The organism is Nocardiopsis sp. iso_237 (assembly GCF_056173345.1).
Window position 1 is genome coordinate 6,053,500 of sequence record NZ_CM149669.1, and the last position, 26,365, is coordinate 6,079,864.

Annotated in this window: 25 protein-coding genes; 16 read left to right on the forward strand and 9 right to left on the reverse strand. The window is 72.8% G+C overall.

From position 1 onward, the window contains the following. Nucleotides 1–102: 102 nt before the first annotated feature. Nucleotides 103–3,237: a DNA polymerase III subunit alpha gene (dnaE, locus tag AC0VYM_RS27260; RefSeq protein WP_475456853.1), complete on the forward strand. Its 3,135-nt coding sequence runs from the start codon at nt 103–105 to the stop codon at nt 3,235–3,237. An 11-nt stretch (nt 3,238–3,248) separates the two neighbouring features. Here dnaE and AC0VYM_RS27265 read toward each other — a convergent pair whose 3' ends face one another. The 3 genes from AC0VYM_RS27265 to AC0VYM_RS27275 form a co-directional block, all read right to left on the reverse strand. Further along, nucleotides 3,249–3,938 carry a DUF3159 domain-containing protein gene (locus AC0VYM_RS27265; RefSeq protein WP_475456855.1) on the reverse strand — a complete coding sequence of 230 codons (690 nt, stop codon included), beginning with the start codon at nt 3,936–3,938 and terminating at the stop codon, nt 3,249–3,251. Nucleotides 3,939–4,069: 131 nt separating this feature from the next. Then, a complete protein-coding gene (locus AC0VYM_RS27270; protein ID WP_475456857.1) occupies nt 4,070–5,272 on the reverse strand; it encodes an AlbA family DNA-binding domain-containing protein in 1,203 nt (400 codons plus the stop codon). A 91-nt stretch (nt 5,273–5,363) separates the two neighbouring features. Next, nucleotides 5,364–6,368 (reverse strand): GlxA family transcriptional regulator, encoded by a 1,005-nt coding sequence (locus AC0VYM_RS27275; RefSeq protein WP_475456859.1) that lies wholly within the window; start codon nt 6,366–6,368, stop codon nt 5,364–5,366. A gap of 83 nt (nt 6,369–6,451) precedes the next feature. On the opposite strand from AC0VYM_RS27275, the gene AC0VYM_RS27280 reads away from it, so the two are divergent. The 5 genes from AC0VYM_RS27280 (at nt 6,452) to AC0VYM_RS27300 (ending at nt 12,075) form a co-directional block, all read left to right on the forward strand. Continuing rightward, a complete protein-coding gene (locus AC0VYM_RS27280) occupies nt 6,452–7,744 on the forward strand; it encodes an MFS transporter (protein ID WP_475456861.1) in 1,293 nt (430 codons plus the stop codon). Continuing rightward, on the forward strand, nt 7,741–8,217 hold the full coding sequence (locus tag AC0VYM_RS27285) for a hypothetical protein (RefSeq protein ID WP_475456863.1): 477 nt from the start codon (nt 7,741–7,743) through the stop codon (nt 8,215–8,217). Before AC0VYM_RS27280 ends, AC0VYM_RS27285 begins: the two co-directional genes overlap by 4 nt. Nucleotides 8,218–8,316: 99 nt before the next feature. Continuing rightward, complete coding sequence (locus AC0VYM_RS27290; RefSeq protein ID WP_475456865.1) at nt 8,317–9,420, forward strand: CdaR family transcriptional regulator; 1,104 nt, start codon at nt 8,317–8,319, stop codon at nt 9,418–9,420. A gap of 52 nt (nt 9,421–9,472) precedes the next feature. After that, nucleotides 9,473–10,717 carry a glycerate kinase gene (locus AC0VYM_RS27295; RefSeq protein WP_475456867.1) on the forward strand — a complete coding sequence of 415 codons (1,245 nt, stop codon included), beginning with the start codon at nt 9,473–9,475 and terminating at the stop codon, nt 10,715–10,717. After that, nucleotides 10,714–12,075 (forward strand): GntP family permease, encoded by a 1,362-nt coding sequence (locus AC0VYM_RS27300; protein ID WP_475456869.1) that lies wholly within the window; start codon nt 10,714–10,716, stop codon nt 12,073–12,075. Before AC0VYM_RS27295 ends, AC0VYM_RS27300 begins: the two co-directional genes overlap by 4 nt. 101 nt (nt 12,076–12,176) lie before the next feature. Here AC0VYM_RS27300 and AC0VYM_RS27305 read toward each other — a convergent pair whose 3' ends face one another. From AC0VYM_RS27305 to AC0VYM_RS27325, 5 genes are all read right to left on the reverse strand, one after another. After that, nucleotides 12,177–13,145, reverse strand: a complete 969-nt coding sequence (locus AC0VYM_RS27305; protein ID WP_475456871.1) for a permease prefix domain 1-containing protein — start codon at nt 13,143–13,145, stop codon at nt 12,177–12,179. Continuing rightward, complete coding sequence (locus AC0VYM_RS27310) at nt 13,138–13,482, reverse strand: PadR family transcriptional regulator (protein WP_475456873.1); 345 nt, start codon at nt 13,480–13,482, stop codon at nt 13,138–13,140. The genes AC0VYM_RS27305 and AC0VYM_RS27310 overlap by 8 nt, the downstream gene beginning before the upstream one ends. A 71-nt stretch (nt 13,483–13,553) precedes the next feature. Further along, the gene (locus AC0VYM_RS27315) at nt 13,554–14,084 is read right to left on the reverse strand and encodes an SRPBCC family protein (RefSeq protein WP_475456875.1); all 531 of its coding nucleotides are present in this window, start codon (nt 14,082–14,084) and stop codon (nt 13,554–13,556) included. Further along, nucleotides 14,081–14,395 (reverse strand): ArsR/SmtB family transcription factor, encoded by a 315-nt coding sequence (locus AC0VYM_RS27320; RefSeq protein ID WP_475456877.1) that lies wholly within the window; start codon nt 14,393–14,395, stop codon nt 14,081–14,083. Before AC0VYM_RS27320 ends, AC0VYM_RS27315 begins: the two co-directional genes overlap by 4 nt. Before the next feature lie 24 nt (nt 14,396–14,419). Then, a complete protein-coding gene (locus AC0VYM_RS27325) occupies nt 14,420–15,001 on the reverse strand; it encodes a TetR/AcrR family transcriptional regulator (protein WP_475456879.1) in 582 nt (193 codons plus the stop codon). Between the two features lie 69 nt (nt 15,002–15,070). Between AC0VYM_RS27325 and AC0VYM_RS27330 the strand changes: the two genes are divergently transcribed. The 3 genes from AC0VYM_RS27330 (at nt 15,071) to AC0VYM_RS27340 (ending at nt 17,672) form a co-directional block, all read left to right on the forward strand. Further along, nucleotides 15,071–15,637 (forward strand): GNAT family N-acetyltransferase, encoded by a 567-nt coding sequence (locus tag AC0VYM_RS27330; protein ID WP_475456881.1) that lies wholly within the window; start codon nt 15,071–15,073, stop codon nt 15,635–15,637. A gap of 23 nt (nt 15,638–15,660) precedes the next feature. Further along, the gene (locus tag AC0VYM_RS27335; RefSeq protein ID WP_475456883.1) at nt 15,661–17,034 is read left to right on the forward strand and encodes an amidohydrolase family protein; all 1,374 of its coding nucleotides are present in this window, start codon (nt 15,661–15,663) and stop codon (nt 17,032–17,034) included. 122 nt (nt 17,035–17,156) lie between these two features. Further along, nucleotides 17,157–17,672 carry a DinB family protein gene (locus AC0VYM_RS27340; RefSeq protein ID WP_475456885.1) on the forward strand — a complete coding sequence of 172 codons (516 nt, stop codon included), beginning with the start codon at nt 17,157–17,159 and terminating at the stop codon, nt 17,670–17,672. A gap of 182 nt (nt 17,673–17,854) precedes the next feature. Here AC0VYM_RS27340 and AC0VYM_RS27345 read toward each other — a convergent pair whose 3' ends face one another. After that, nucleotides 17,855–19,435 carry an MFS transporter gene (locus AC0VYM_RS27345; protein WP_475456887.1) on the reverse strand — a complete coding sequence of 527 codons (1,581 nt, stop codon included), beginning with the start codon at nt 19,433–19,435 and terminating at the stop codon, nt 17,855–17,857. Between the two features lie 181 nt (nt 19,436–19,616). Here AC0VYM_RS27345 and AC0VYM_RS27350 point away from each other — a divergent pair, with 181 nt between their 5' ends. The 7 genes from AC0VYM_RS27350 (at nt 19,617) to AC0VYM_RS27380 (ending at nt 26,358) form a co-directional block, all read left to right on the forward strand. Then, entirely contained in the window at nt 19,617–19,868 is a 252-nt protein-coding gene (locus AC0VYM_RS27350; RefSeq protein ID WP_475456889.1) for a DUF2795 domain-containing protein, read from the forward strand. Between the two features lie 137 nt (nt 19,869–20,005). Then, nucleotides 20,006–20,995 carry a siderophore ABC transporter substrate-binding protein gene (locus AC0VYM_RS27355; protein ID WP_475456891.1) on the forward strand — a complete coding sequence of 330 codons (990 nt, stop codon included), beginning with the start codon at nt 20,006–20,008 and terminating at the stop codon, nt 20,993–20,995. Between the two features lie 76 nt (nt 20,996–21,071). Next, nucleotides 21,072–22,061, forward strand: coding sequence for an ABC transporter permease (locus tag AC0VYM_RS27360; protein WP_475456893.1), 990 nt, complete (start codon nt 21,072–21,074; stop codon nt 22,059–22,061). Beyond that, a complete protein-coding gene (locus AC0VYM_RS27365) occupies nt 22,054–23,079 on the forward strand; it encodes an iron chelate uptake ABC transporter family permease subunit (protein ID WP_475456895.1) in 1,026 nt (341 codons plus the stop codon). Before AC0VYM_RS27360 ends, AC0VYM_RS27365 begins: the two co-directional genes overlap by 8 nt. Continuing rightward, entirely contained in the window at nt 23,076–23,831 is a 756-nt protein-coding gene (locus tag AC0VYM_RS27370) for an iron ABC transporter ATP-binding protein (RefSeq protein WP_475456897.1), read from the forward strand. Before AC0VYM_RS27365 ends, AC0VYM_RS27370 begins: the two co-directional genes overlap by 4 nt. An 18-nt stretch (nt 23,832–23,849) precedes the next feature. Then, a complete protein-coding gene (locus AC0VYM_RS27375) occupies nt 23,850–24,758 on the forward strand; it encodes a phosphotransferase (protein ID WP_475456899.1) in 909 nt (302 codons plus the stop codon). A 97-nt stretch (nt 24,759–24,855) separates the two neighbouring features. Further along, on the forward strand, nt 24,856–26,358 hold the full coding sequence (locus tag AC0VYM_RS27380; RefSeq protein ID WP_475456901.1) for a PucR family transcriptional regulator: 1,503 nt from the start codon (nt 24,856–24,858) through the stop codon (nt 26,356–26,358). Nucleotides 26,359–26,365 lie beyond the last annotated feature (7 nt).

Sequence of the window (26,365 nt, forward strand, 5' to 3'; positions counted from 1 at the left end):
TTGACTTGTCGTTGGCCCAGTTCAGGCTACAGTTATCGAACACGCATTCGATCGCAGTGCCTTCCCCTCTGACTGTGAACACACGCAGAGAGGGGAGGACCGGTGTTCACGCACCTGCGCGCCGCCTCGTCGTTCTCCTTCCGGCACGGCACCGCCCCTCCCGCCGCGTTGGTCGAGCGCGCCGCGCTCGACGGCCAGCCCGTGCTGGCCCTCACCGACCGGGACGGGCTCTTCGGTGTCGCCGAGCACATCCGGACCTGTGAGCGGACCGGGGTGCGCCCCGCTCTGGGGGTGGACCTCGCGCTCGCCTCCCCCGAGGGCGGACGGATCGTGGTGCTGGCCCGGGGCGCACCGGGCTGGACGAGCCTGTGCCGCCTGGTCACCGCCGTGCACCGCGCTCCCGGGCCCGTGGCCGTGCTCCCGGAGCAGCTGGCCGAGCACCACGAGGGCCTGGTGGTCCTGTTGGGGCCCGACTCCGACGTGGGCCGCGCCGTGGCCCAGGACCGCCCCCTGCACGCCCGTGCCCTGGTGACCGCCTGGCGGAGGGTGGGTGTGGAACTCGCCCTGGCCCCGCACGACCACGGCGCCTCCGGGCAGCGCCGCACCGCCCGGGACATGGTGCGCCTGGCCGACGAGGAGCACCTCCTGGCCGTGCTGACCAACGCCGTGCGCTACCCCACCTCCGAGTCGGCGGGGGTGGCCCTCGCCCTGGACCGCATCCGCCAGCACGCCCCCGGCGGCTACCGCCCCGCGCCGCGCACCGAGAGCGCCCACCTGGCCACCGGTGAGGAGATGTTCCGGATCGCGGTCGGTGTGTGCGGCGGGGACCGCACGCGCGCCCGGCGTCTGGTCGCGCACACCCTCGCCCTGGGCAGCTCCTGTGCCCTGGATCCCGTCGCCGACCTGGGCTGGGGCCGCCTGCACCTGCCGGAACGCCCCCAGGCCGCCGCCGACCTGCGCGGCCGGGTCACCGGGGGCGCCGCCCTGCTCGGGTTGGAGGGGGACCGCCGCGCGGACGAACGGGTCCGGCACGAGCTGGAGGTCATCTCCCGTCTGGGGCTGGAGAGCTACTTCCTGACCGTGGCCGACGCCGCCCAGGCCATCCGGGACAAGCAGATCCGCTGCTTCGCCCGGGGCTCCGCGGTGGGCAGCCTCGTCGTGCACCTGTTGGGCATCTCCGCGATCAACCCCCTGGAGCACGGCCTGCTGTTCGAACGGTTCTGCACCCCGAGCCGCCCCGGCCTGCCCGACATCGACCTGGACGTGGAGTCCGACCGGCGGCTGGAGGCCTACGACGCGGTCATCGCCTCCCACCCGGGGGCCAGCGCGACGGTGGCCATGATGGAGACCTACCGCGCCCGCAGCGCCCTGCGGGACGCCGGGGCGGCACTGTCGCTGCCCTCGGTGGAGGTGGACCGCATCGCCTCGGTCTTCCCCCGGGTGCGGGCCTCCCGCATCAGCGAGACCGCGCGCGAGCTCCCGGAGCTGCGGAGCCTGGACGGTCTGGACAGCGAGCACGTGCGCAGGCTCTTCTCCCTCGCGGAGCGGTTGTCGGGCCTGCCCCGGCACGTGGCCATGCACCCGTGCGGGCTGGTGCTCTCGGACCACGCCATGGGCGACCGGGTCCCCACCCAGCCCTCCGGCGCCGGGTACCCGATGGTCCAGGCGGACAAGGAGGACGTGGAACACCTCGGGCTGCTCAAGCTGGACGTCCTCGGGGTGCGCATGCAGTCGGCCCTGGCGCACACCCTGGACGAGATCGACCGCACCTCGGGGCGGCGCCCGGACCTGGAGGCCCTGCCGGACGGGGACCCCGCCACCGCGCACATGGTCGCGGCCTCGAACACCCTCGGCTGCTTCCAGATCGAGTCCCCCGGGCAGAGGGAGCTGGTGTCCCGGCTGCGCCCGGACGGGGTGCCCGACCTGATCGCGGACATCTCCCTGTTCCGCCCCGGACCCATGGGCACCGACATGGTCTCGGCCTACCTCGGGGCCAGGGAGGGCTCCGAGCCGCCCCGGCTGCCCCACCCCGACCTCGCGCCGGTGCTGGCCGAGACCGGCGGGGCCCTGCTCTTCCACGAACAGCTCCTGCACGCCGTGGACACCATGACCGGATGCGGGTTGGACCGCGCCGAGGCCATGCGGCGCGCGCTGGGCACCGAGGAGGGCCGCCGTGAGGTGGAGACACAGGTGCGCTCCCTGATGTCCGAGCGGGGGCACGACGCCCGTACCGTCGACGACACCTGGCGGCTGGTGGCCGCGTTCGGCAACTTCGGTTTCTGCAAGGCCCACGCGGCCGCGTTCGCCCTGCCCACGTACCAGAGCGCGTGGCTCAAGCGGCACTTCCCCGCCGCGTTCTTCGCCGGGGTGATGACCCACGACCCCGGCATGTACCCGCGCCGGGTGCTCCTCAACGACGCCCGCCGCATGGGGGTGCGGGTGCTCGGCCTGGACCTGAACGCCTCCCAGCGGCACTGGGGCGTGGAACCGGTCGGGGAGCGCTGGGGGCTGCGCCCGGCCCTGGCCGACCTCGGCGCCGTCACCGGGGCCGAACTCGACCTCCTGCTGGCGCGGCGCCCCTTCACCGGTCTGCGGGACCTCCTCGCGCGGGGGTCGCTGTCCCGTGAGGCGTTGGACAACCTCGTCCTGGCCGGGGGGCTGGACGCCCTGGCCGGGGTCACCGGCGCCCCGGGGGCCCCGGACCGGCGCGACGTCCTCGTGCACGCGCACTCCCTGGCCCAGGCCCAGCACCGGCGCGGGGACGCCCCCGGGCAGCTCTCCCTGGACGAGACCCCCGAGACCGTGCCCGCCGGGGCGGCCGCCCCGATGACCCACGCCGACCGCGTCACCGAGGAGCTGCGTGCCCTCGGCTACGAGCTCTCCGGGCACCGGCTGGACGCCCATGCGGAGGACTTCGCCAGGCTGGCCTCCACCCGGAACCTGGTCCTGGCCCGGGACCTGCACCGCTTCCCGGACGGCGCCCGGGTCCTGGTGGCCGGGGTGCGGGTCTGCACCCAGACCCCGCCCACCCGTTCCGGCAGGCGTGTGGTCTTCACCAGCGTCGAGGACCGCAGCGGGGTCATCGAGGTGGTCCTGTTCTCCGAGGCCCAGCGGCGCTCCGCCGGCGCGGTGTTCGGTTCGGAACTGCTCGCCGTGCACGGGCGGGTCCGGCGGTCCGCCCCGGGGGCGCTGCCCACCATCACCGCCACCCGTGCCCTGCCCCTGTCGGAGCTCTGAGCGGCGTCCGGTCAGCCCCGCGCCCCGGAGTCCAGGAGCCGACGGCTGGAGCGGCGGAACGCCCAGACGACCACGACGACGGCCAGCGCCGTCAGCGGGAGGCCCGTCACGGTGTCCGCGACCGCGAGCCAGGTCGTGGAGTCGGCGACGTAGAGCCACTGCCGTACGGCGAAGCGGCCCGCGAACATGACCGTCACCGCGACGGTGGCGAGGTCGTGCACGAGCAGCGCGGACCGGTCCTCGCGCCAGGCGTGGCCGCCCCCGTGCACGGCGTTCCAGACGACCCCGGTCAGCGGTCGGCGGACGACGAGCGAGACGAACAGGACGACCGCGCCGACCAGGGACGCCCAGATCCCGATCAGGAAGAAGTCGTTGGCCGACCCGGTCGCGGCGGCCACACCCCCGGCCGCGGCGACGCCGAAGACCCCGCCCAGCGCGGACATGAGCTTCTCGCCGCGCCGGATCCGGAACACGGTCAGCGCCAGGGCGGCCGCCAACGCGCCCCCGATCGCGGCCAGCAGGGAGAAGAAGGGGACGATCAGCGCGAAGACCACGACCGGCAGGACGGAGCACAGCATCCCGACCGGGCCTCCGACCCCCTTCATCACCTCCTGCCTGAGGTCGACGGACGGTTCGGCGGGGGTCTCCGCCTCGGCGGTGCGGGACGTGGTCTCGATGGGGTCCGTGGCGAGCGGGGCCATGTCGTTCCTCTCGTTGCTCTCCGGAGGCCGGGTGCCGGGGGGCCGGACCCTGCCTGGTCGTCCGCCTCCAGGATCCACCGTGTTCCGGACGACCAACAGTGACGGAGTGTCATGACTTCACCCCACGAATGTCACTCCGGATCAGCGAGGAGGTCCGTGTGGGCCGAGGCGTTGCCCAGGGACCGCAGCAGCTCCCCGACGAGGCGGTCGGTGGCGCTGCCGGGCTTCTCCAGTTCCAGCTGCGGCACCCGGGTGACCTGCTCGTAGCGCTCGGCGTCGTACTCCGTGCCCGGTGAGGAGGCGCGCTCCCCGTCCCACGAGGACACCCCGTGGGTGTTGGTGACGGCCACTCCCACGTCCCAGCTGCCCCCGTACCCGGCGTCCTCGGACAGGCTCGCGACCAGGTCCAGGAAGGCCCGGACCCGGAAGGCCAGGGCGCCGTCGAAGAACAGGTACCGGCCGTCGTGCCGGTCGGCGGCCCGCCCGCAGTACAGGGACACCTCGCCGCGCTCACGGACGACGAAGCGCAGGTCCCGCTCCTCCCGCACCACCATCGACGACGTGGACAGCTGGGTGGCGATCCCCACGCCGCCCGCGGTGCGGAAGCCGGAGACGAGCTCCCCGAAGACCGGTGACACCCGGGCGGCCGCACCGGCCCGTTCCCGGGTCCGCCGCGAGACCCCGTCACGGACCAGGTCGAACAGCAGCGGCCGCGCGTCCTCGGCGGCGGTCCAGGCCTTGAACATCCCCGGGATGCGCCGCGAGGGCAGCGCGACCACGTGCAGGTGCGCCAGCGCCCCCTCCGGGAACGGGTCCTTCTCCACCTGTTCGCGCAGCGCGGTGCGCACCACGTCCAGCGAGGTGTCCCTGGCCCGGATGAGCCGTTCCACCTCGGTGTCGGGCAGGCGCCGCTTCTCCCGGTCGCCGCGCCCGTAGTACGCGCCGCCCGCCATGTGCGGGGCGAGCGGGGAGGCGGGCACCTCGATGAGCAGGTACCCGTGGCCGGGCAGCTCGCTCTCCAGCCACTCCACGGACACCTGGAGCGGCGGGTCGCAGGAGGAGGCGGCGATCCGGGCCGGGGTCTCCAGGATCTGGTCGACCCACTCGACCGGTGCCAGCTCGAAGCGCCCCTCGGCCTTGACCTCCCGCACGCCGACCACGATCAGCCCGCCGTCGATCGCGAAGGACGCCATGTCCTTGGCCTGGTCCTTGGAGCCGCGGAGCTGCTGCTTGGCCTCGCGTTTGGGGGTCTCGGTGAACGCGCCCTCGTTCAGGGCGGCCTCTAGTTCGGCTTCGCTGGCGGGACGCCATGTCGGGGGCAGGAGTCGATCCATGTCGGGATCATGCCCACTCTCGTCGGCAACCCCGCACGTCTTCGCGGATCAGAACCGAAGACGGCGGTTCCGGGTTCGCGGAGCCCGGGGTTCAGGGGCGCGCGGGGGCGGTGCCGGGGCCCCGGAAGGTACGGCGGTAGGCGCTGGGCGAGACCCCGAGTTCGGCGTGCGTGTGCTGGCGCAGCGAGACGGCGGTGCCGAACCCGGCGCGGACGGCGACCCGCTCCACCGGCAGGTCCGTCCCCTCCAGGAGCTCGCGTGCCAGGTCCAGCCTGCGCAGGGCGATCCACCGGCCCGGGGACAGGCCGGTCTCCTCCCGGAACCGGCGCGTGAACGTGCGCACGCTCATCGACTCCCGCTCCGCGAGGTCGGCCAGGCTCGGCTGGAGGTGCAGGTGCTCCTGGGCCCAGGCGCGGGCGCGGGCGGTGGCGGACCGCTCCGGGTCGGGCACGGGCAGGCGGACGTACTGGGCCTGGCCGCCGTCCCGGTGCGGCGGCACCACGGTGTTGCGGGCCACCTCGTTGGCGACGGAGGCGCCGTGGTCGGTGCGGATCATGTGCAGGCACAGGTCGGTGCCGGAGGCGACCCCCGCGGAGGTCAGCACCCGCCCGTTGTCGGTGTAGAGCACGTCAGGGTCGAGTTCGACGTGCGGGTACATCGCGCGGAAGTACGCGGCGGACATCCAGTGCGTGGTGACCCGGCAGCCGTCCAGGAGGCCCGCGGCGGCGAGTACGAACGCCGCCGAGCAGACGGAGGCCACCCTCGTGCGCGCTCCGACGCGGGCGAGGGCGGCGGCCAGTTCGGGGCGGAGCGGGTCGTGCGGGCGCTCGGCGTAGTCCTCCTCGGCGGCGGGCAGGACGACGGTGTCCGCGTTGTCGAGGGCCTCGGGGCCGTGGCGGACGTTGAGGGTGAGGTCGGTGTCGGTGGTGACCACCCCGGGCTCCAGGGCGCAGGTGACCACCTCGTAGAGCGGTTGGCCGTCCGCGCCCCGGGCCCGGCCGAACAGGCGGTGGACGATCCCGGCCTCCATGGGCAGCACCCCGTGCCGGACGAACACGGCCACGCGGTGGCGGCCGGGGCGGACGAAGACGCTCATACCGCGATCCTATGGCCCGATTCTTTCGGTTGTTGTCCTTCGGGTCACTGTCCGTCTCTGACCTGGGGCACGAGCCTGGTGTCATGCCTTCCAGGACCGACGCTCCCCACCGCCCGCACGCCGCCCGGAACCGACGCCGACACGCCCCCGTCCACCGCGCCTGGGTGATCGCCCTCGTGGCGGGGCTGACCATCGTGGCCGCCGCGTCCTTCGCCGCCATGCCGGGGCTCCTCGTGGATCCCCTGCACGCCGAGTACCGGTGGTCGCGCGGCGCGATCGGACTGGCCGCCTCGGCCAACATGCTCCTCTACGGCCTGGTGGCGCCGTTCGCGGCGGCGCTGATGGACCGCTTCGGCCTCCGCCGGGTCGCCGTGGCCGCGCTGGGCGTGGTCGTGGTCGGGGCCGGGCTGACCACGGTGATGACCGCGCCCTGGCAGCTGACCCTCCTCTGGGGGGTGCTCGTCGGCGCGGGCACCGGCTCGCTGGCGATGACCTTCGCCGCGACCGTCACGCACCGCTGGTTCTCGGAGCGGCGCGGCCTGGTGGTCGGCGCGCTGACCGGGGCGAGCGCCTTCGGCCAGCTGGTCTTCCTGCCCGCGCTGGCGTGGGTCGTGGACCACCAGGGGTGGCGTCCGGCCGTGGTGACGCTGGCCCTGGCCGCCGCCGCGACGGCGCTCCTCGTGGCCCTGGTCCTGCGTGACCACCCCGCCGACGTGGGGCTGCGCCCCTACGGCGCCACGGCGGACGTGCCCAGGCCCGATCCGGAGCACGGGGCCGCGCGGCGGACGGTCCGGGTCCTGTTCGCGTCGGTGCGGGACCGCCGGTTCTGGGTGGTCGCGGCGACGTTCGCGGTGTGCGGGGCCAGCACCAACGGGCTCCTGTGGACCCACTTCGTCCCCGCCGCGCGGGACCACGGCATGGCGGTGACGACGGCCGCCGCGCTGGTCTCGCTGGTCGGTGTGTTCTCCCTGGTCGGCACCGTGCTGTCCGGCTGGCTCACCGACCGGGTCGATCCCCGCCGCCTGTTGGCCCTCTACTACGGCGGCCGTGCCCTGCTGCTGGTGGCGCTGCCCGTGCTGTTCGGCCCGGAGGCCGGGGCCGCGCTCGTCGCCTTCGTGGTGGTCTTCGGCCTCCTGGACGTGGCGACCGTGCCGCCGACCATCCTGCTGTGCCGCCGGATCTTCGGGGTGGACGGAGCCGTCGTCTTCGGGTGGGTGGGCGCCGCCCACCAGGCGGGGGCGGGCGCCATGGCGGTCTTCGGCGGCCTCACCCGGGACCTGACCGGCGGCTACGGCGCGGTGTGGCTGGTCGCGGCGGCGCTGTGCGCGACGGCCGTGCCGCTCGCCCTCCGGATCGCGCGCGGGGAGGAGGGATGACCGTGCCGAGCGGCGTCACGGGTGCGCCCCGGCGCCCCTCCGTCCCGTTCGCCCTGGTCCTGCTGCTCCTGGCGGCGGCCCTGGCCCACGTGGGGGTGTCCGGGCTCGACCAGGGGCTGAGGGCCGCGCGCGGAGAGGGGACGCCGGGGGTGTTCACCGCCGCCGACCTCACCTGCGTCCAGCACCCCGGGCACACGTCGTGCGTCTGCCGCGGGAGCTTCGCCCCGGACTCCGGCGGTGCGCCCCGGAGCGTCGACCTGCACGCCGCCGGGCCGGGGACCTGCCTGGTGGGCGAGCCGGTCGCGGCGACGGACGCGGGCGCCGCCCACCGCGTCTACGGCCCGGACGGCTCCCGCGAGTGGCTGTTCTCGCTGGCCCTGCTCTGCGCCTCCCTGGCCGTGCCCGTGGGCCAGGCCCTGCTGTGGACCCGGTGGCTCCGGTGGACCCGTTCGCTCAGCTCGGAAGCCCCCTGAGGGCGGGGCTTCGCGCACCATCGTGGCGAGAGCGTCCCCAACGGGTCGAAGGTGGCGCGTACCGGGGCGTTCGGGGCTCGCGGGGATAGTCTTGCGGACATGACCGAAGACCGTCGGCGGGCTCCGCTGAGCAGCGACCTCGCGCAACGGGTGGTCGACCTCATCGCGCCGACCATCAGCCACAACATCAACGTGATGGACGAGCACGGCACGATCATCGCGTGCATGGACCCCTCACGGGTCGGCAGCCTGCACCACGGCGCCCAGCGGGTGATCGCCGAACGGCGCAGCGTGCTGGTGACGGTCCCCGAGCCGGGGACCTCCGACCGTCCCGGCGCCAACGAGCCGCTGATGATCGACGGAGAGCTGCGCGGGGTCGTCGGGGTCACCGGCAACCCGAGGGAGGTCGAGGACCTGGCCCGGGTGGTCGCGCTCACCGTGCAGCTGCTCATCTCCCAGGAGTACGAACAGGACGCGGTGAGCAGGAGGCACACCGAGGGCCGCGATCTCGTGGCGGCGCTGAGCTCCGGCACGACCCGCTCGGACGACGCCAGGGCGCGGCTGGCCGCCTCCGGGCTCCCGGCGCCGTGGTCGCTGGCCCTGTGGGCGTCCGCCACCCCGAGGCCGGGCGGCGGGGTCGCTCCCCCGCAGCTGGCCGAGACCGCCGCCGCCAGGGTGAACGGCGTCAGCGGACGGCGGGCGGCCGTCCTGCACGGGGCGCTCTGGATCATCGGTACCGGCCGCCTCCCCGCCGCCGACTCCCTGGAACTGCCCCGGGACAGCCGCCACACGCGCACCCCGGCCACCGACGACGTGGACACGCTGATGGCCCACGCCGAGGAGTCGCGCGCGCTGTGCCGGTACGCGGGGCTGATCCCCAGCATCGAACGCTCCGAGCCCTGGTCGCGGGAGGTGGCCGTGGCCGTGGCGCACCTGTCCCGGCGGACCCTCTCCCGCATGTCGGCCCGGACCGCGCCCCTCAGCGCGGCGCAGCGCCGGACCGTCTCCGCGATGGCCTCGGCGGTGTCCATGCGCGAGGCGGCCGACGCCGTCTTTGTGCATCGCAACACACTCCTCCAGCGTGTGGACCGCATCCGGGAGGCAACGGGCCTGGACATCCGGCGGCCCGATGACCTGACCACAGTGCACATCTGCCTGTACGCCGAGGCAGCACTGGGCATTTCGCCTATAATTCCCGGATAAAGCCGCAGGAAGTCTGGGCGCTACACCGTCGAAATGCACCGAATCCGATTCTATGATCTCGCTCATGTCCACCGAGTTGCATGAGCATGACGAGACCGTTGACGAGCCCCCGGCCGTCCGGGTCGTGGTGATCCCCGATTCGTTCAAGGGGAGCGCCTCCGCCGTCGAGGTCGCAGAGGCCATGGCCCACGGGGTCCGCGACGCGTACGCGGACCGCGGCCTGCCCGTGTCCGTAGACACCCTCCCCTTCGCTGACGGCGGCGAGGGCACCCTCGACGCCCTGCTCGGCGCCTGGGGCACGGAACCCCTCACGGTGGACACCACCGACGCCCTCGGCCGCCCCACCGTGGCCCGCTTCGGTGTCTCCCCGGACGGCACCACCGGTGTCATCGAGGCCGCCGAGGCCAACGGCCTGCCCGGCGTCGCCGACGTCCCCCTCCAGGCGCGCACCGCCAGCAGCCGAGGGGTCGGCCGCCTCGTCACCGAGCTCCTGGACCGGGGCGTGGCGGAGATCCTCCTGTGCATCGGGGGCTCGGCCTCCACCGACGGCGGCACCGGCATGCTCAGCGCGCTCGGCGCGCGCTTCCTCGCGGAGGACGGCTCCGAGCTGCCCGACGGCGGCGGCCGCCTCGACGACCTCGCCTCCCTCGACCTGGACCGGCTGGACCCGCGCGCCCGCTCCGTCCGCTGGCGGGTGGCGTGCGACGTCACCAACCCGCTGGTCGGCCCCCGGGGCGCCGCCGCCGTCTTCGGTCCGCAGAAGGGCGCCGACCCCGAGGACGTGCGCGTCCTCGACGCGGGCCTGGACCGGCTGGCCGACGTCCTGGCCGAAAGCACCGGCGACGACCTCCGGCACGTGCCCGGCATGGGCGCGGCGGGCGGCATGCCCGTCACCCTCACGGCCCTGCTCGGGGCCGAGGTCCTGCCCGGATCCCGGATGGTCGCGGAGGTCCTGGGCGCCGAGGAGCTGCTCTCCCGCGCCGACCTCGTGCTCACCGGCGAGGGCCGCTTCGACAGTCAGTCCCTGGGCGGGAAGGTCGTCGACGCGGTCCGCCGCCTCACCCCAGAAAACGTGCCCGTCGTGGTGATCGCCGGAAGTGTTTCCGTCGGCCCCGACGAGCTCCGCCGCTCCGGGATCACGGCGGCGTTCTCGATCGCCCAGGGGCCCCGGACCCTGGCCGAGATGCGGGACGAGGCCGTCTCCGCCATCACCTGGACAGCGTTCAACTGCTGTCGAGTCCTCCCTCACCATCCAGGCCGACCTGACTCGGCCACCCCTAAGGAACAACTTCCGTGATTAACCTCGCCATCCTCCTCCTGCTCGTGGCGGGCATCGTGCTCGCCACCGCCAGGTGGAAGATCAGCCCCTTCCTGGCACTGATGGGCGCCGCCATCCTGGGCGCCTTCATGTACCGGATGCCGCTGGCCGAGATCGTTCCGACCATCACCGAGTCGTTCGGTGGCACTCTCGGCAACATCGGTCTGGTGATCCTGTTCGGCACGATGATCGGCGTGATCCTGGAGCGCTCCGGCGCCGCGATCGCGATGGCCGAGGGCCTGATCAAGGTCCTGGGCACCCGGTTCCCGAACCTGACGATGTCCCTCATCGGCTACATCGTCTCCATCCCGGTGTTCTGTGACTCCGGCTACGTCATCCTGAACTCGCTGCGCAAGGCCATCACCGTGCGCACCGGGGTGTCCGCGCTGGCCACCTCGATCGCGCTGATGACCGGTCTGTACGCCACGCACACCCTGGTCCCGCCGACCCCGGGTCCGCTGGCCGCCGCCGAGAACATCGGGGTCACCGAAAACCTCGGCATGATCATCGCCATCGGTCTGCCGGTCGCCGCGGTGGCCGCCATCGCCGGTCTGATCTTCGCGAGCATGCACTCCCGCAAGGAGTTCACGCCGCTGCCCGCCGAGACCGAGACCGACATCTCCGGGCAGTCCTACGAGGAGCTGCGCGCGAGCTACGGCCGCCTGCCCAACGGGTTCCTGGCCTTCTTCCCGATCCTGCTCCCGCTGGTGCTCATCTGCGTCGGCTCGGTCGTGAAGCTGCCGTCCCAGCCCATCGGTGACGGCACCCTGTTCGACGTCGTCGCGTTCCTCGGCACGCCGGTGATCGCGCTCGCGCTCGGCCTGCTCGCCTCGGTGACGCTGCTGCGCGGCCACGGCAAGCTCGCCCGCTTCAACGAGCAGATCTACGACGCGGTCCGTCTGGCCGGTCCGATCCTGCTCATCACGGGTGCCGGTGCCGCCTTCGGTGGCGTGCTGGCCGCCTCCCCGCTGACCGAGTTCCTGTCGGACAACCTGAGCACCCTGGGCCTCGGCCTCGCGGTGCCGTTCCTGATCGCGGCCGCACTCAAGACCGCCCAGGGCTCCTCGACGGTGGCGATCGTGAGCACGTCCGCGATGCTCGCCCCCATGCTCGGTTCGCTGGGTCTGGACTCGACCGAGGGCATGGTCCTCTCGGTGCTGGCGATCGGCGCCGGCGCGATGGTCGTCTCGCACGCCAACGACTCCTTCTTCTGGGTCGCCTCGCAGCTGAGCCGCATCCCGGTCGCGACCGCGTACCGGACGCTCACGCTGGCCACCGCCATCGAGGGTGTCGCCGCCTTCGTCACCATCTGGGTGATCGGCCTGTTCCTGCTGTAGACCGCCTCGGCGGAGCTGGCCGGGTGCAGGCGGTCAGACCGAGAGGGGCCCGGGTGGACGTTCGCCGTCCACCCGGGCCCCTCCGTGTGTGCGGGGCCGGATCAGCGGCGGATCCCGCGCAGGCAGGAGACGATGTCCCACACGCTGAGGGCGATCACCGCGACGGCGAGCGGGAGGGGCGCCACCGACCAGTCGGCCGGCACGCCGAAGACCGCGCCGAACCGCTCGGGGAGGTCGGGGACGATCAGCTGTTCCTGGAGCAGCAGCCACACGGCGACGACCGCCCAGGTGGCGCTGGCGAGCACGTGGCCCACCGCGAGCGCCGGGGTCCAGCGGCCGGTCCGCCACACCGCGAGGGCCACGACGATCTCGGCCACCAGCGGGCCCACCAGGAGCACCACCCAGGGCAGGCCCAGCTCCGGGTTGAGGACCTGTACCTGCTGCGCGGGGTTCGAGACGCCGAGGAACTGCCAGTTCAGCAGGGCGATCATCAGGGCCGTGACGGCCACGTGGAACAGCGTCGCCGCCGCTCCGACCCGGCGCCCGGGCGTCTCCTCGGGCAGCTGCCCGGTGTCCCAGGGGAGCAGGGGCCGGTCCCGCGCCTCGGCCGGGCGCGCCCACTCGACGACCGCGTAGACGAGGGTCACCCAGAAGCAGACGTGCACCGTGACGGCGATCAGCGCCACCAGGGGGCCCAGCAGGGCGTCACCGGGGTCACCGGAGTCGGACACGAACCGTTCCGCGAGCGCCAGGCCGAGGGTGAGCGGCAGCAGGACCGCCAGGAGTCCCCGGAGCAGGCGCACGTACTCCGGGTACACGCCCGGGCCGATGAGGTGGCGGGGCCGGTCCCCGTACTCACGGGCGAGCAGGTCCGGGTCGCCCAGTTCGGTGAGCGCCTCCCGTTCGGCGTGCTCGGGGTCCTCCCCGGCTCCGATCCTGGCCTCGACCGAGTCCTGGATGGAGCCGCGCAGTTCACGGGCCACGTCCGGTCCGGTGTCGGGACCCAGGTGGCGGGTCACGGACCAGACGTAGCGGTCCGTGAGGGTGGGTGCGGTACCGCTTTCACTCATGGTGTTCCCCTTGTCCGAGGGCGCGGATCGCGTCGTCCAGCACCCGCCACTCGTGTGTCATCCGCTCCAGCACCGCGAGGCCGTCCGCGCTGACCTCGTAGAACTTGCGCGGCCGGGCTTCCTCGGTGTTCCACTCGCTGGTCAGCAGCCCCTGTTTCTCCAACCGCCGCAGCAGCGGGTAGAGGGTGTTGCCGTCCACCGGGAACCCGTTCCTCTCCAGGGTCTCCAGCAGGGCGTATCCGTAGTGGGGACGCTCCAGCGTGGAGAGGCAGGCCAGCACGACCGTGCCCCTCCGCAGTTCCTGGAGGTGTCCGGCCAGGAGCTCATCGTCCTTCATGCGTCACACGATAGTGTGCCTCACACACTATCGTCAATCGCACACCGAAGGAGGGGCGAGCGGACGACCACTCAGCCGGTCGGACCGGGGGACGCGGAGGGATCCGCGTAGAGCGCCGCGACCTCGCCCGCCGCACCCCAGGCGGCGTCGGTGGGCTCGCCACCGGCGGCCAGCGCCAGGGCGTCGAGCACGACGTGCCAGCCGGTGGCGAAGTCGGCGGCGGGCTCCGGGGAGAGCTCGCCGTGCACGAGCGTGAGCAGCGTTCCCTCGGGGGCGGCCTCCAGGGTCCAGCGGACCACGGAGTCGGGGACCCCCTCCCAGCACCAGCTGTGCGCGAGCACCCCGGGGTCTCCCGGCGGAACGGCCTCGCTGACCACTCCGGTGGCGGCGCCCTCGTCACCGAAGTCGAAGCGGACCGCACCCCCGACACGGGCGTCGACCGCGCAGCCGGGAAGCCAGCGCTCCAGCCGCTCGGGGTCGGTGATCCACGCCCAGACGCGCTCCGGGGAGTGGGCGAGGACCCGTTCGAAGCGGATCCGGAACACACCCTCCGGACCGACTCCCAGCGTGCCGCGCAGCGGGTTCGGGACCTGGGCCGTCATGACTCTCCTTCGTCCATCGCCCGTTCCAGGGCGTCCAGTGCGGTGTTCCACCGGCCGCGCTGGGCTTCGAGCCAGTCACCCACCTCGTCCAGCGCGGACGCGTTGACCGAGTAGAGCCGGCGCCGCCCCTGGCTGCGCACGCGCAGCACCCCGGCCTCGACCAGCACCCCGAGGTGCTGCGAGACGGCCGGTCGGCTGATGTCGAACCCGGCCGCGATCTCACCGGCCGAGCGCTCGCCCGCCGACAGGACCTCGACCACGCGCCGACGGTTCGGTTCTCCGATCGCCTCCATGACATCCACGGCGAACATGTAAGCAGAGACTTACACATGGGGTCAAGAAGCCGCCCCCGCCTCCGATCCGACGAGGGTGCGCATGCCCTCGACGAGGCCGGTGCCGTCGGGCACCCCGTCCGGGTCGACCAGGAACAGGGCCATCGTGCCCGGCATCATCGTGAGCAGCAGCGAACCCAGCCCGTTCTCCTGCTCCGCCGTGACCTCCGCCTCCGGGACGTCGAGCACCAGGGCGACGAGGGCCCGCCGCGCCAGCGCGTGCCCCCGGACCAGGCGCTCCCGCAGTTCGGGCTGGCGCTCCAGCTGCGCGAGGGCCTCGAAGTTGGCGGCCACCATGGTCCGCACCTCGGGGTAGGCGCGGGCGAGCTGGTTCATCGTCTCCTCGAAGCGGCCCAGCGGGGTGGTCCGTTCGGGACGCAGGGACCCCAGGACCCGCTCCGTCCACTCACCGACGGCCTCGATCATCGCGGCGGTGAGCAGGGCCTCCTTGGAGCCGTAGTGGTAGCCGATCGACGCCAGGTTGGCACCGGAGGCGGCCACGACGTCCCGGGCGGTGGTGCGGGCGTACCCCTTGTCGTAGAGGCACCGCTTGGCCCCTTCGAGCAGCTGTTCCTTGTGTCCCATAGCTGGATACTAGCCATTTTTCATACAAGCGTCTTGTACAAACGTCATATACATACGTATGATCACGCCATGGAGATCACGAAACTGGACCAGGGGCGGGAGGGCGACGCCGCCTCCCTCCTCGCCCGCGCCATGGACCTCGACCCGGTGAGCGTCTGGCTCTTCCCGGACCCCGAGGGCCGGGCCCGCGCGCTCCCGCTGGTCACGCGGGCCTTCGTCGACCAGGCCATGGCCACCGACCGGGTGCTGGTGGACTCCTCCGGCGACGGCGTGTCCGCCTGGATCCGCGAGGACGGGACCGGCCACGGCGCCCCCTGGGACGAGGATCCGCCGGAGGAGTTCGCCCCCTACGCGGACCGGCTCACCGTCATGGGCGAGCTCGTGTCCGCGCGGCACCCGACCGAACCGCACCTGTACCTGCCGATGATCGGCGTCCTCGACCGGGCTCGCGGGCGCGGTGTCGGGAGCGCCATGCTCCGCCAGCGCCTCGACGACGCCGACCTGCCCGTCTACCTGGAGGCGAGCTCACCCCGCAGCCGGGACCTCTACCTCCGCCACGGCTTCACGCCCTTCGGCGACCCGGTCCACTTCCCGGACGGCCCGCCGATGTTCCCGATGCTGCGCACGCCCCGCTGACCCGCGACCCCACAGGAGCGCCCATGAGGGCCTACACCCACGCCACCGTCATCGACGCGACCGGGGCCCCGCCGCTCCGCGACCACACCGTGCTGGTCCGGGACGGCGTGATCACGACCGTCGCCCCCACGTCCGTGACCCCGGTCCCCGAGGGGGCCGAGGTCGTGGACCTCACCGGCCGGTACCTGCTCCCCGGCCTCACCGACGCGCACACCCACAGCAACGGCGCCGACCGGGTCATCCCCGCCCTGTACGTCCTCAACGGCGTCACCGCCGTGCGGGAGATGTGGGGCTCCGACGAGCTGCGGCGGCTCCGCGACCGTGTGGAGGCGGGCGACCTGCTCGGGCCGCGCTGGACCATGGCCGGGAACCTGATCGACGGCGCGCCCTCGCTCTGGGACGACGCCCCCAACCCGGAGCCGCCGACCGTCGTCGCCAACGCCCGGGAGGCGAGGCGCGCGGTCCACGAGTCCCGGGACGCGGGGGCCGACTTCGTCAAGGTGTACTCCCGGCTCGACGCCGAGTGCTACCACGCGATCATCGACGAGGCCCGAAGACTCGACCTCCCCGTGGCCGGGCACCGCTCCGACCACGTGCCCCTCGTGGAGCAGATCGAGTCGGGGCAGCGCTCCTTCGAGCACGTCCACGGTCTCTGGCCCTCGCTCTCGCGGAACCCGGAGGCGATGGAGGCCGCGATGGCCCGGATCCGCCTCGAACCCGACACCTACTACTCCAGCTGGTTCCACCAGGTCACCGAGGTCGAGTGGGAGGCGGCCCACACCCAGGGCCCGGCCGAGTCGGCCTCCGTGTTCGCGCGGATGGCCGCCAACGAGGTCGCCTACTGCCCCACCCTCGCCATGCACCAGGCCCTGGACCTGCCCGAGCGGGTGCGGCTGACCGATCCCCGCCTGCGGTACATGCCGCCGGACACCACCACCATGTGGGAGTACGTGCTGGAGTCGATGTACCTGAAGGGCCGCGGCACGGAGGAGTCGGCGCGGCGCCGTGTGCTGTTCGAGCTGCGCCGGGCCGCCGTCGCCGCGATGGACGACGCCGGGGTCCGCCTGCTCGCCGGGACCGACCCGCAGACCCCGGGCGTCCTCCCGGGGTTCGGACTGCACGAGGAGCTGGAGCTGATGGTGGGGGCCGGGCTCTCCCCCCTGCGCGCCCTCCAGACGGCCACCGTCGAACCGGCGCGGTTCCTCGGGCGCGAGTCGTGGTCGGGCACGGTCGAGCCGGGGAGGGTCGCGGACCTGCTGGTCCTGGACGCCGACCCGCTGGCGGACATCCGCAACACCACGCGGATCCACGCCGTGGTGATCCGGGGGCGCCACATCGGCCCCGAGGAGCGCGCGAGCCTGCTGGCCGGGGTCGAGACCGCCGCCGCCGAGGGATGACCCGGGGTCGGGGACCCCGGCGGACCGGTCCCCGACCGCCCCCGTACCCGGAACGACTCCCGGGTTGACGGACGGCGGGAAAAGGAGTGTGCGCCCGGTGACGGGTGTGACAGGTTGGGCGCATGCCTGACTACCGCCGTGACCTTCTACGCGACCAGTACGACCTGACCTGGGCGCTCTTCGAGTACCACCTGGAGCGCCTGGAGCCGGAGGACTACCTCTGGGAACCCGCCGAACTCTGCTGGACGCTGCGCCGCGGGCCCGGCGGCATGTGGACCCCGGACTGGGCCGACAGCGAGCCGGACCCCGTACCGGTACCCACCATCGCCTGGCTGACCTGGCACATCGGCTGGTGGTGGACGGTCACCCTCGACCACACCCTGGGACGCACCCCGCAGGACCGCGCCGAGATCCGGTGGCCGGGCGAGGAGGGCGCCGCGGACTGGCTGCGCGGGATGGGGCTGGACTGGATCGACGCCCTGTCCGAGATGGACCTGGACCGGCCCGCCTCGTTCCCCTGGCAGGGCGCGGAGGGCAAGACCAACGCGCACACCGCCGCGTGGGTCAACAGCGAGCTGATGAAGAACGTCTCCGAGGTGGGTCAGCTCCGCCTGATCCGCGCCGCCTCGCGGCCCTAGGCCGTGTTTTTTGGATGCTTTCGCCGGTGGCGGCGGAGCCGCCATCGATGCGAGCGGCCGTCCAGGCAATCTCTCGCAAGACGATGAGTGAAGGTCAGCCCGGGTTTGGCTGTCCGAGCTTCATCGGCGCGGCGAGAGGCAGCCTGGTGGTCGCGAGCGCGGAATGATCCAAAAAACACGGCCTAGACCGGGTCCGGGGCCTTCTCCCTCTTCTCCGGGACGTCCTCGGAGGCGTCGAGCCGGGTGCGGCGCAGCAGCCACAGCACGGCCAGCCCGGTCGGGGCGAGCAGGGCCGCGCCGAAGCCGTAGCCGGTCTGCACCGCCGTGGTGAAGGCCCCGAAGGCCGCCTCCAGGAGCTGCTGCGCCTGGTCCGCGGGAAGGCCCTCGGCCACCCCCACGGCACCGCCGACGCTCTCACCGGCCGCCTCCAGCACGGGTCCGGGAACCCCGTCCAGACCGGCGCCGTCGAGACCGCGCCGGTAGACGACAGCCGCCATGCTGCCCAGGAGGGCCATGCTGAGCGCTCCGCCGAGACCGCCCGACACGTCGGACATCGCCGCCGCCGACCCGGCCCTGCTGACCGGGGCGCTCACCACGATGAGGTTCACGCCGAGGGTGAAGAGCGGTCCGAGCGCCAGGGCCATGACGGTGGCCGCCGCCACCAGGGCGGCGACGCCGACCCGGCCCACCATGAGCGCGAGGGCCGCACCCGCGACGGAGGCCACCAGCAGGCCGCCTCCCATGGCGACGGAGGGCCGCATCCAGCGGGTCAGCACGGGCGCGCCCAGACCGCCCGCGATGGAGGCCAGCGCGGGCACGACCATCAGCGCGCCGGTCTCGGCGGGTGACAGGCCGAGGGCGGTCTGGAGGTACTGGACCAGCAGCATGTCCGCCGCTCCGTAGCCCAGGAGCATCAGCAGCAGGGCGCCGAGGGAGACCGTGAAGGCGGGGGTCGCGAACAGGCGCACGTCCATGAGGGGTTCGGGCAGGCGCAGCTGCCTGCGGACGAACAGCGCGCCGAGCACCAGTCCGGCCGCGACCGGGAGCAGGTGGGGCCACACGGCGGTGTCGGATCCGGAGGCGCTCCGGTCCGCGATCTCCTGGAGTCCGAAGACCACGCCGATGATCGCGCCCATGGACAGCGCGACGCTGGGCAGGTCCACGCTCCCCTCCACCCGCTCACGGCCCCCGGGAAGCAGGGGCGTGGCCAGCAGCAGGAGCGCGGCGACCGGCACGTTGATCAGGAAGACGGCGCCCCAGGAGAAGTGTTCGAGGAGCGCTCCGCCCAGCGGCGGCCCCAGGGCCATCCCGCCGGAGAACGAGCTCATGACCACCGCGACGGCCACGGAGAACTGTCGGGCGTCGGTGAAGACCACCCGGAGCAGTCCGAAGATACTCGGTGACATCGTGGCCGCCGCCGTCCCCATGAGGGCGCGCATCGCGATGAGGACCTCGGGGGTGGGCGCGAAGGCCGCGACCAGGGAGGCGAGCCCGTAGACGGCCACACCGGCCATGAGCAGGCGACGGCGCCCGACCCGGCGGCCCAGCCAGCCCATGGTGAGGGCCAGGCTCACCCCGACGAACTCCCCCGCGTGCAGGACCCACAGCATCTGGGTGCTGCCCGGGGCGAGGTCGGCGGCGATCGAGGGCAGCGCCATGAACAGCACGGACATGTCCGTGGCGGCCATCAGCAGGGGGAGCGTCATCACGGCGAGCGCCGTCCAGTCCCGCCAGGTCGCGCGTCGGGGGGCTTCGGTGGTCACGGTGTCCTCCAGGTTCGGTGCCGTGTGGCCGACCCTAGAACCTCAACCATTGTTCAGCTCAACCCCGCTCGCCGCCGCCCACGGTTGAGGCCCCGCGCCGCCGGGTAGTCCCACCTGTGTCCGAGCAGGTCAGGGTAGCCGCGCACCCCGAGGGGGCACGGCGGTCTCGGGGGGACGAACAATGGGTGTCGAACGCGGTCTCGACGGACTCCGGAACGTCCTGGACGGGCTCGGGTTTCCCCTGACCCGGGACGAGGCGGTCGCGGCGGCCCTGGACGCGGGCGCCGACGAGGAGATGGTGAGCGCCCTGCGGGCCATGCCGAACGCCGAGTACAACGAGGCCAAGGAGATCCTGGCCGCCGTACCGCTGCCCGAGCGCGAACCGGACTCACACACCGAGTCCGCGCGGTCCCGGGAGCGCGGCCAGCGCTAGACCCCGCCCCTCCGGGAAAACGCAGGTCACGGGCGCGTAAGACTGAGGTCAACCTCTCAAAAGGGACACCCGAGTACATTCCAAAATAAAGGTTAGGTTAGGCTCTCCTTCATCCCTAGACCTGGAGGAGAACCACCATGAAGTCCCCCGGCCGTCCCGTCACGGCGCTCTCACTCATTCTCGCGTCGTCCCTGGTCATCGCGGGCTGCTCCACCGAGACCCCGGACACCGACGACTCCTCCGCCGGGGGCGCCACGGTCGAGATCGAGGACAACAACGGCACGCAGACGGTGAACTCCCCCGCCGCGTCCGTGGTCGCCCTCGACAACCGGACCTTCGAGACCCTCTCCGACTGGGACGTCGAGCTGTCCGCCGCCGCCGTGTCGCTCATGCCCGACACCATCGGCTACACGCAGGACGACTCGATCATCGACATCGGCACGCACAACGAGCCCGACCTCGAAGCGATCGTCGCCGCCGAGCCGGACCTCGTCGTCAACGGCCAGCGCTTCACCCAGTACCAGGACGACATCACCTCCCTGGTCCCCGACGCCGCCGTCCTGGACCTCGACCCGCGCGAGGGCGAGCCCTTCGACGCCGAGCTCAAGCGCCAGGTCACCGTGCTCGGCGAGGTCTTCGACAAGCAGGACGAGGCCGCCCAGCTCACGGACGACTTCGACGCCGCCGTCGAGCGCGTCCAGGCGGCCTACGACGAGGACCTGACCGTCATGGCCGTCACCACCTCCGGCGGCGAGATCGGCTACCTGGCTCCCAGCGTCGGCCGCACCCTCGGCCCGGCCTTCGACATCCTCGGACTCACCCCCGCACTGGAGGTCGACGGCGCCAGCGACGACCACCAGGGCGACGACATCTCCGTCGAGGCCATCGCCGACTCCAACCCCGACTGGATCCTCGTGATGGACCGCGACGCCGCCGTCGCCGCCGACGAGGCCGGGTACGAGACCGCCGAGAACATCCTGTCGAGCTCCGAGGCGCTCTCCGGCGTGTCCGCCGTGAAGGACGAGCAGATCGTCCACATGCCCGTGGACACCTACACCAACGAGGGCATCCAGACCTACACCGAGTTCTTCAACGCGTTCGCGGACGCCCTGGAGGCCCGGGCTTGATCACGCTCGACCCCGGAGCACGCGCCGACGCCACCGGGTACGTCGGCGCGTGCCCCCGCACCGGGGGTGCCCGGACGTGACACCCGCGACCCCGTCCCCGTCGCGCACCCGGCACAAGGGGCGGCTGTTCGACTGGAAGCTGCTCATCGGCGTCGCCGTCGTGGGCGCCCTCCTCGCGCTGTCCCTGGCCACCGGTGTGTACGACATCCGAGGCGCCGACGACGGCGGCGAGATGTTCGCGATCACCCGGATCCCGCGCACCGTCGCCCTCGTCCTCGCGGGCGCCGCCATGGCCATGTCCGGACTGGTCATGCAGCTGCTGACCCAGAACCGCTTCGTCGAGCCGACCACCACCGGGACCACCGAGTGGGCGGGCCTCGGCCTGCTCACGGTGATGATCCTGATGCCGGGCGCGAGCATCGGCACCCGCATGGCCGGGGCGATCCTCGCGGCGTTCGTCGGCACGATGGTGTTCTTCCTCTTCCTGCGCCGCGTCACCCTGCGCTCCTCCCTGATCGTCCCGATCGTGGGCATCATGCTCGGTGCCGTCGTCAGTTCGGTGTCGACCTTCGTCGCGCTCCAGACCGACATGCTCCAGAACCTCGGCGTGTGGTTCGCGGGCAGTTTCACCTCGGTCCTGCGCGGACAGTACGAACCGCTGTGGATCGTGGCCGTCGTGGCCGTCGCGGTGTTCGTCGTCGCGGACCGGTTCACCGTCGCCGGTCTGGGCGAGGAGGTCTCCACCAACGTCGGCCTGAACTACAACCGGGTCATCCTGCTCGGCACCACCCTCATCGCGGTGGCGACCGGCGTGGTGACCGTGGTGGTGGGCAACCTGCCGTTCCTCGGGCTCATCGTCCCCAACATCGTCTCGATGTTCCGCGGCGACGACCTGCGCGGGAACCTGCCGTGGGTGTGCCTGCTCGGAGTCGGCATCGTCACGGTGTGCGACCTGGTCGGCCGGACCATCGTCATGCCCTTCGAGGTTCCCGTGTCCCTCATCCTCGGCGTCGTCGGCGCCGTGGTGTTCATCCTTCTCCTGTTGAGGCAGCGCCGCCGTGGCTGAGTCGACCGTTCCCCGGGCGCGGACCTCCCGGACCCTGCCCACACCGCGCGCCCGCCTCCGCTACCGGATCGTCGTCTCGGTCCTCGTGGTCCTCGCGGTCGGCTTCGCCTTCGGACTGCTGGCCTGGGACAACCCGATGCCGGTGGGCTCGGACGGGTTCTGGCGCATCGCGGAGCTGCGGGCCACCAACGTGGTGGTCATGGCCGTGGTGGCGATCTGCCAGGCCATCGCCACGGTGAGCTTCCAGACCGTGACCAACAACCGCATCATCACCCCGTCGATCATGGGGTTCGAGGCGCTCTACGTCGCCGTCCAGACCTCGGCGGTGTACTTCCTGGGCGTCGCGGGCGTCCTCGCCGTCGCGGGCCTCCCGCAGTTCCTGCTCCAGATCGCGCTGATGGTCGGGTTCGCCATGCTGCTGTACGGCTGGCTGCTGTCCGGCCGCTACGGCAACCTCCAGGTGATGCTGCTCATCGGCATCATCATCGGCGGCGGCCTCGCGTCGGTCTCCACGTTCATGCAGCGCCTGCTCACCCCCAGCGAGTTCGACGTGCTGGCCGCGCGGCTGTTCGGCAACGTCTCCAACGCCGACGCCTCGTACCTGCCCGTGGCGATCCCGCTGTGCCTGGTGGCCGCGACCCTGCTGGTGCTGGGTTCGCGGCGCCTGAACATCGTGGCGCTGGGCCGGGACGCCTGCACCGGGCTGGGCCTGAACCACCGGCGCGAGACCATGCGGGTGCTCTTCCTGGTGTCGGTGCTCATGGCGGTCTCCACCGCCCTCGTGGGCCCGATGACCTTCCTCGGCTTCCTCGTCGCGACCCTGGCCTACCAGTTCGCCGACACGCACGACCACCGGTACGTGTTCCCGGTCGCCGCGCTGACCTGCTTCGTCGTGCTCAGCGGCGCCTACTTCGTCATGCGGAACGTCTTCTACGCCAACGGGGTGGTCTCGATCATCATCGAGTTCGTCGGCGGCCTGGTGTTCCTGTTCGTCATCCTCAGAAAGGGCCGGCTGTGATCACCCTCGAAGGCGTGCGCAAGGACTACGGCGGCGAGGTCACGATCGGCCCCGTGGACCTGGAGATCCCCCGGGGCGGTGTGACCGCCCTGGTCGGCCCGAACGGCGCCGGGAAGTCCACCCTCCTCACCATGGTGGGGCGGCTGCTCGGCCTCGACGCCGGCACCATCGAGATCGCCGGGTACGACGTCGCGAGGACGCCCTCCAAGGACCTGGCCAAGGTCGTCTCGGTACTGCGCCAGGAGAACCACTTCATCACCCGGCTGACGGTGCGCCAGCTCGTCGCCTTCGGCCGCTTCCCCCACTCCAGGGGGCGGCTGACGGTGGCCGACGAGGAGGTGGTCAGCCGCGCGATCGACTTCCTGGACCTCACCGAGCTGGAGGGCCGCTACCTCGACCAGCTGTCGGGCGGCCAGCGCCAGCGCGCGTACGTGGCGATGGTGCTGTGCCAGGACACCGAGTACGTGCTGCTCGACGAGCCGCTGAACAACCTCGACATGCGCCACTCGGTGCAGATGATGAAGCACCTGAGCCGGGCCGCGGCCGAGCTCGACCGGACGATCGTGATCGTGCTGCACGACATCAACTTCGCGGGCCACTACGCGGACCACATCTGCGCGGTCAAGGACGGGGCGGTCGTCGAGTTCGGCACCCCGGCGGAGATCATGACCGACGACGTCCTCACCCGGGTGTTCGACACCCCGGTGACCGTCGTCGACGGCCCGAACGGACCGCTCGCCGTCTACTACTGATCCCGGGATACTGGGGTGGTGAGCACCCCTCCGGCCGAAGTGACCGTCACCCCCGACCTCGTCCGCCGGCTCCTGCGGGAGCAGCACCCCGACCTCGCGGATCTGCCGGTCGCCCCCGTCTCCCACGGTTGGGACAACACCCTCCTCAGCCTGGGGGAGCACCTGTGCGTGCGCATGCCTCGGCGGGAGGCGGCCGCCGCGCTGGTCCTGAACGAACAGCGCTGGCTGCCCGGGATCGCGGGGCGCGTGGGCGTCCCCGTCCCGGTGCCCGTGCGGGTGGGCCGACCCGGGCACGGCTACCCCTGGCACTGGTCGGTCGTCCCGTGGTTCGAGGGCCGCACCGCCGCCGAGGTCCCGGTGGACGAACGCTCCGACCTGGTCGAACCCCTCGCTCTGTTCCTGTCCCGGCTGCACGTGCCCGCTCCGGTCGACGCTCCCCGCAACCCGGTCCGGGGGGTGCCCCTGCGCGAGCGCGACGCCCGGGTGCGCGAACGCCTGGCCGCCAGCCCCGACCTGCGCGCCCCGGAACTGCTCGCCCTGTGGGAGGAGCTGCTCCCGACCCCCGAGTGGGCCGGTCCGGCGCTCTGGCTGCACGGGGACCCGCACCCCGCCAACCTCCTGGTCGGCTCGGTCGACCGCACCCGTGAGCGGGGCCGCCTCGACCTCGTCGCGGTCCTGGACTTCGGTGACCTCACCTCCGGCGACCCCGCCTCGGACCTCGCCGCCGCCTGGCTGGCCTTCGGCCCCGAGGACCGCGCCCGTCTGCGCGCCCGCCTGGACCGCCGCCGGGGGATCGACTCCCCCACCTGGGACCGCGCCCGCGCCTGGGCGCTCCTGTACTCCACCCTGCTGTGCGCCAGCGCCCCGGAGCACCCGCTGCTGGGTGCCATCGGGGAGCACACGGTCACCCAGCTGCTGGACGCGTAGGCCGACCGGGCCCGATCCGGGCGGGGGCCTGGTCAGACCAGGTCCGGCGGAGGCGCACAATGGTCCGAAACCCACCCGGACCCGACAGGTGATGATCGTGAGCAGACCAGGACCGACCGTGAAGTCCCTGATGGAGGCGTTGGAGGGCCCGGTCCACGGACTGGTCTCGGCGCCCCGGGGGCTGGACGCCCTGGTGCACTCCGTGGTGGTGGCCCACCCCGACGACCCGGTGCCCCCGGGGTCCCTGGTCGTCGCCCCGGCCGGTGGCGCCGAGGCCGTCGCCCTCGCCCGGCGGGCCGTGCGGGGCGGGGCGAGCGCCGTCGCCGTACCCGGGACGCCCGACGACGGGCTGCGCGACCTCGACCTCGCCGTGCTCTCCGTGGACCCCGCCCTGGCCGCCGCGGAGTTCGCGGCCCTCGCCCGGACCGCGCTGGACTCCTTCGACCCCGAGGACCGGCACCGGGACCTGTTCTCCCTCGCCCAGACCGTCGCGACGCTGACCGGCGGGATCGTCAGCATCGAGGACGGCGCGAACCGGGTGCTGGCCTACTCGGCCTCCCACGAGGGCGCCGACGAGCTGCGCCAGCAGACCATCCTCGGCCGCGACTGCCCGGCGTCCTTCATCGCGCACCTGCGCGCGTGGGGCGTGGACGAGCGCATCCGCGCCGGTGAGGTCGTCGAGGTCGCGGAACGCCCCGACCTCGGCGCCTCCCGCAGGAGGGTGGTGGGCATCCGGGCCGGGGAGCGGCCCCTCGGCAGCATCTGGGTGCAGCAGGCCGACCGTCCCCTGTCTCCCACCAGCGACCAGGTGCTCCGGGGCGCGGCTCGCCTGGCCGCCGTCCACGTGTCACGCGTGAACAGCGGGGCCCGCGCCACCGGCCACGACACCGGAGAACTGTCCATGGGGCTGCTGACCGGCGCCTTCGACACCGACGCGCTCGCCCGGCACCTGGGCGTGGACCCCGCCACTCCTGTCTCGGTGATCGCCCTGGCCCTGCGGGAGGAGGAGGTGGACCAGCCGTGGCGGCTGCACCAGGCCGCCGAGGTGGTCTCGGTGTACGCGGCGGCCTACCGCAGGAACGCGCTGGTCATCCCGGCCTGCGGCCTCCTCTACGTCCTGCTGCCCACGCCCTCCGGGCAGGCGCCCCTCGCGTGGGTCCGGGAGCTGGTGGGGATGCTGCGCCAGCACCACGGCACCCCGGTGCAGGGCTCCGTGGCGGGGGTGGCGCCCCGGATGCGCGGGGTGCCCGCGCTGAAGAAGCACGCGAGCCGGGTCCTGGAGGTCATCGCGGACGACCCCGGCCGGCTGGTCGCCGACTACGAGGAGACGCGTTCCTCGGTGGTGCTGCGTGAGGTGGTCGAGTACCTCGCGGAACGCCCCCACCTGCGCGACGAGCGGCTGGACTCCCTCGACGACGAGCAGCGCAGGTCCCTCGCGGCCTACCTGGACGCCTTCGGTGACGTGACCAGTGCGGCGACCGGACTGCACGTCCACCCCAACACCCTCCGCCACCGCATCCGGCGGATCTGCGCGCTCACCGGGCTCGACCTGGACGACGCCGACCAGCGGCTCCTGGCGTCGGTCAGCCTGCGGGTGTGACCGGGGC

Coding starts and splice junctions, on each gene's coding strand:
- AC0VYM_RS27275 (WP_475456859.1), bottom strand. CDS start 6,368: ATGAGCGTCTTCGTCCGCCCCGGCCGCCACCGCGTGGCCGTGTTCGTC.
- AC0VYM_RS27270 (WP_475456857.1), bottom strand. CDS start 5,272: ATGGATCGACTCCTGCCCCCGACATGGCGTCCCGCCAGCGAAGCCGAA.
- AC0VYM_RS27280 (WP_475456861.1), top strand. CDS start 6,452: ATGCCTTCCAGGACCGACGCTCCCCACCGCCCGCACGCCGCCCGGAAC.
- AC0VYM_RS27265 (WP_475456855.1), bottom strand. CDS start 3,938: ATGGCCCCGCTCGCCACGGACCCCATCGAGACCACGTCCCGCACCGCC.
- AC0VYM_RS27350 (WP_475456889.1), top strand. CDS start 19,617: ATGGGTGTCGAACGCGGTCTCGACGGACTCCGGAACGTCCTGGACGGG.
- AC0VYM_RS27320 (WP_475456877.1), bottom strand. CDS start 14,395: ATGTTCGCCGTGGATGTCATGGAGGCGATCGGAGAACCGAACCGTCGG.
- AC0VYM_RS27340 (WP_475456885.1), top strand. CDS start 17,157: ATGCCTGACTACCGCCGTGACCTTCTACGCGACCAGTACGACCTGACC.
- AC0VYM_RS27310 (WP_475456873.1), bottom strand. CDS start 13,482: ATGAAGGACGATGAGCTCCTGGCCGGACACCTCCAGGAACTGCGGAGG.
- AC0VYM_RS27330 (WP_475456881.1), top strand. CDS start 15,071: ATGGAGATCACGAAACTGGACCAGGGGCGGGAGGGCGACGCCGCCTCC.
- AC0VYM_RS27290 (WP_475456865.1), top strand. CDS start 8,317: ATGACCGAAGACCGTCGGCGGGCTCCGCTGAGCAGCGACCTCGCGCAA.
- AC0VYM_RS27355 (WP_475456891.1), top strand. CDS start 20,006: ATGAAGTCCCCCGGCCGTCCCGTCACGGCGCTCTCACTCATTCTCGCG.
- AC0VYM_RS27305 (WP_475456871.1), bottom strand. CDS start 13,145: ATGAGTGAAAGCGGTACCGCACCCACCCTCACGGACCGCTACGTCTGG.
- AC0VYM_RS27285 (WP_475456863.1), top strand. CDS start 7,741: ATGACCGTGCCGAGCGGCGTCACGGGTGCGCCCCGGCGCCCCTCCGTC.
- AC0VYM_RS27315 (WP_475456875.1), bottom strand. CDS start 14,084: ATGACGGCCCAGGTCCCGAACCCGCTGCGCGGCACGCTGGGAGTCGGT.
- AC0VYM_RS27325 (WP_475456879.1), bottom strand. CDS start 15,001: ATGGGACACAAGGAACAGCTGCTCGAAGGGGCCAAGCGGTGCCTCTAC.
- AC0VYM_RS27335 (WP_475456883.1), top strand. CDS start 15,661: ATGAGGGCCTACACCCACGCCACCGTCATCGACGCGACCGGGGCCCCG.
- AC0VYM_RS27295 (WP_475456867.1), top strand. CDS start 9,473: ATGATCTCGCTCATGTCCACCGAGTTGCATGAGCATGACGAGACCGTT.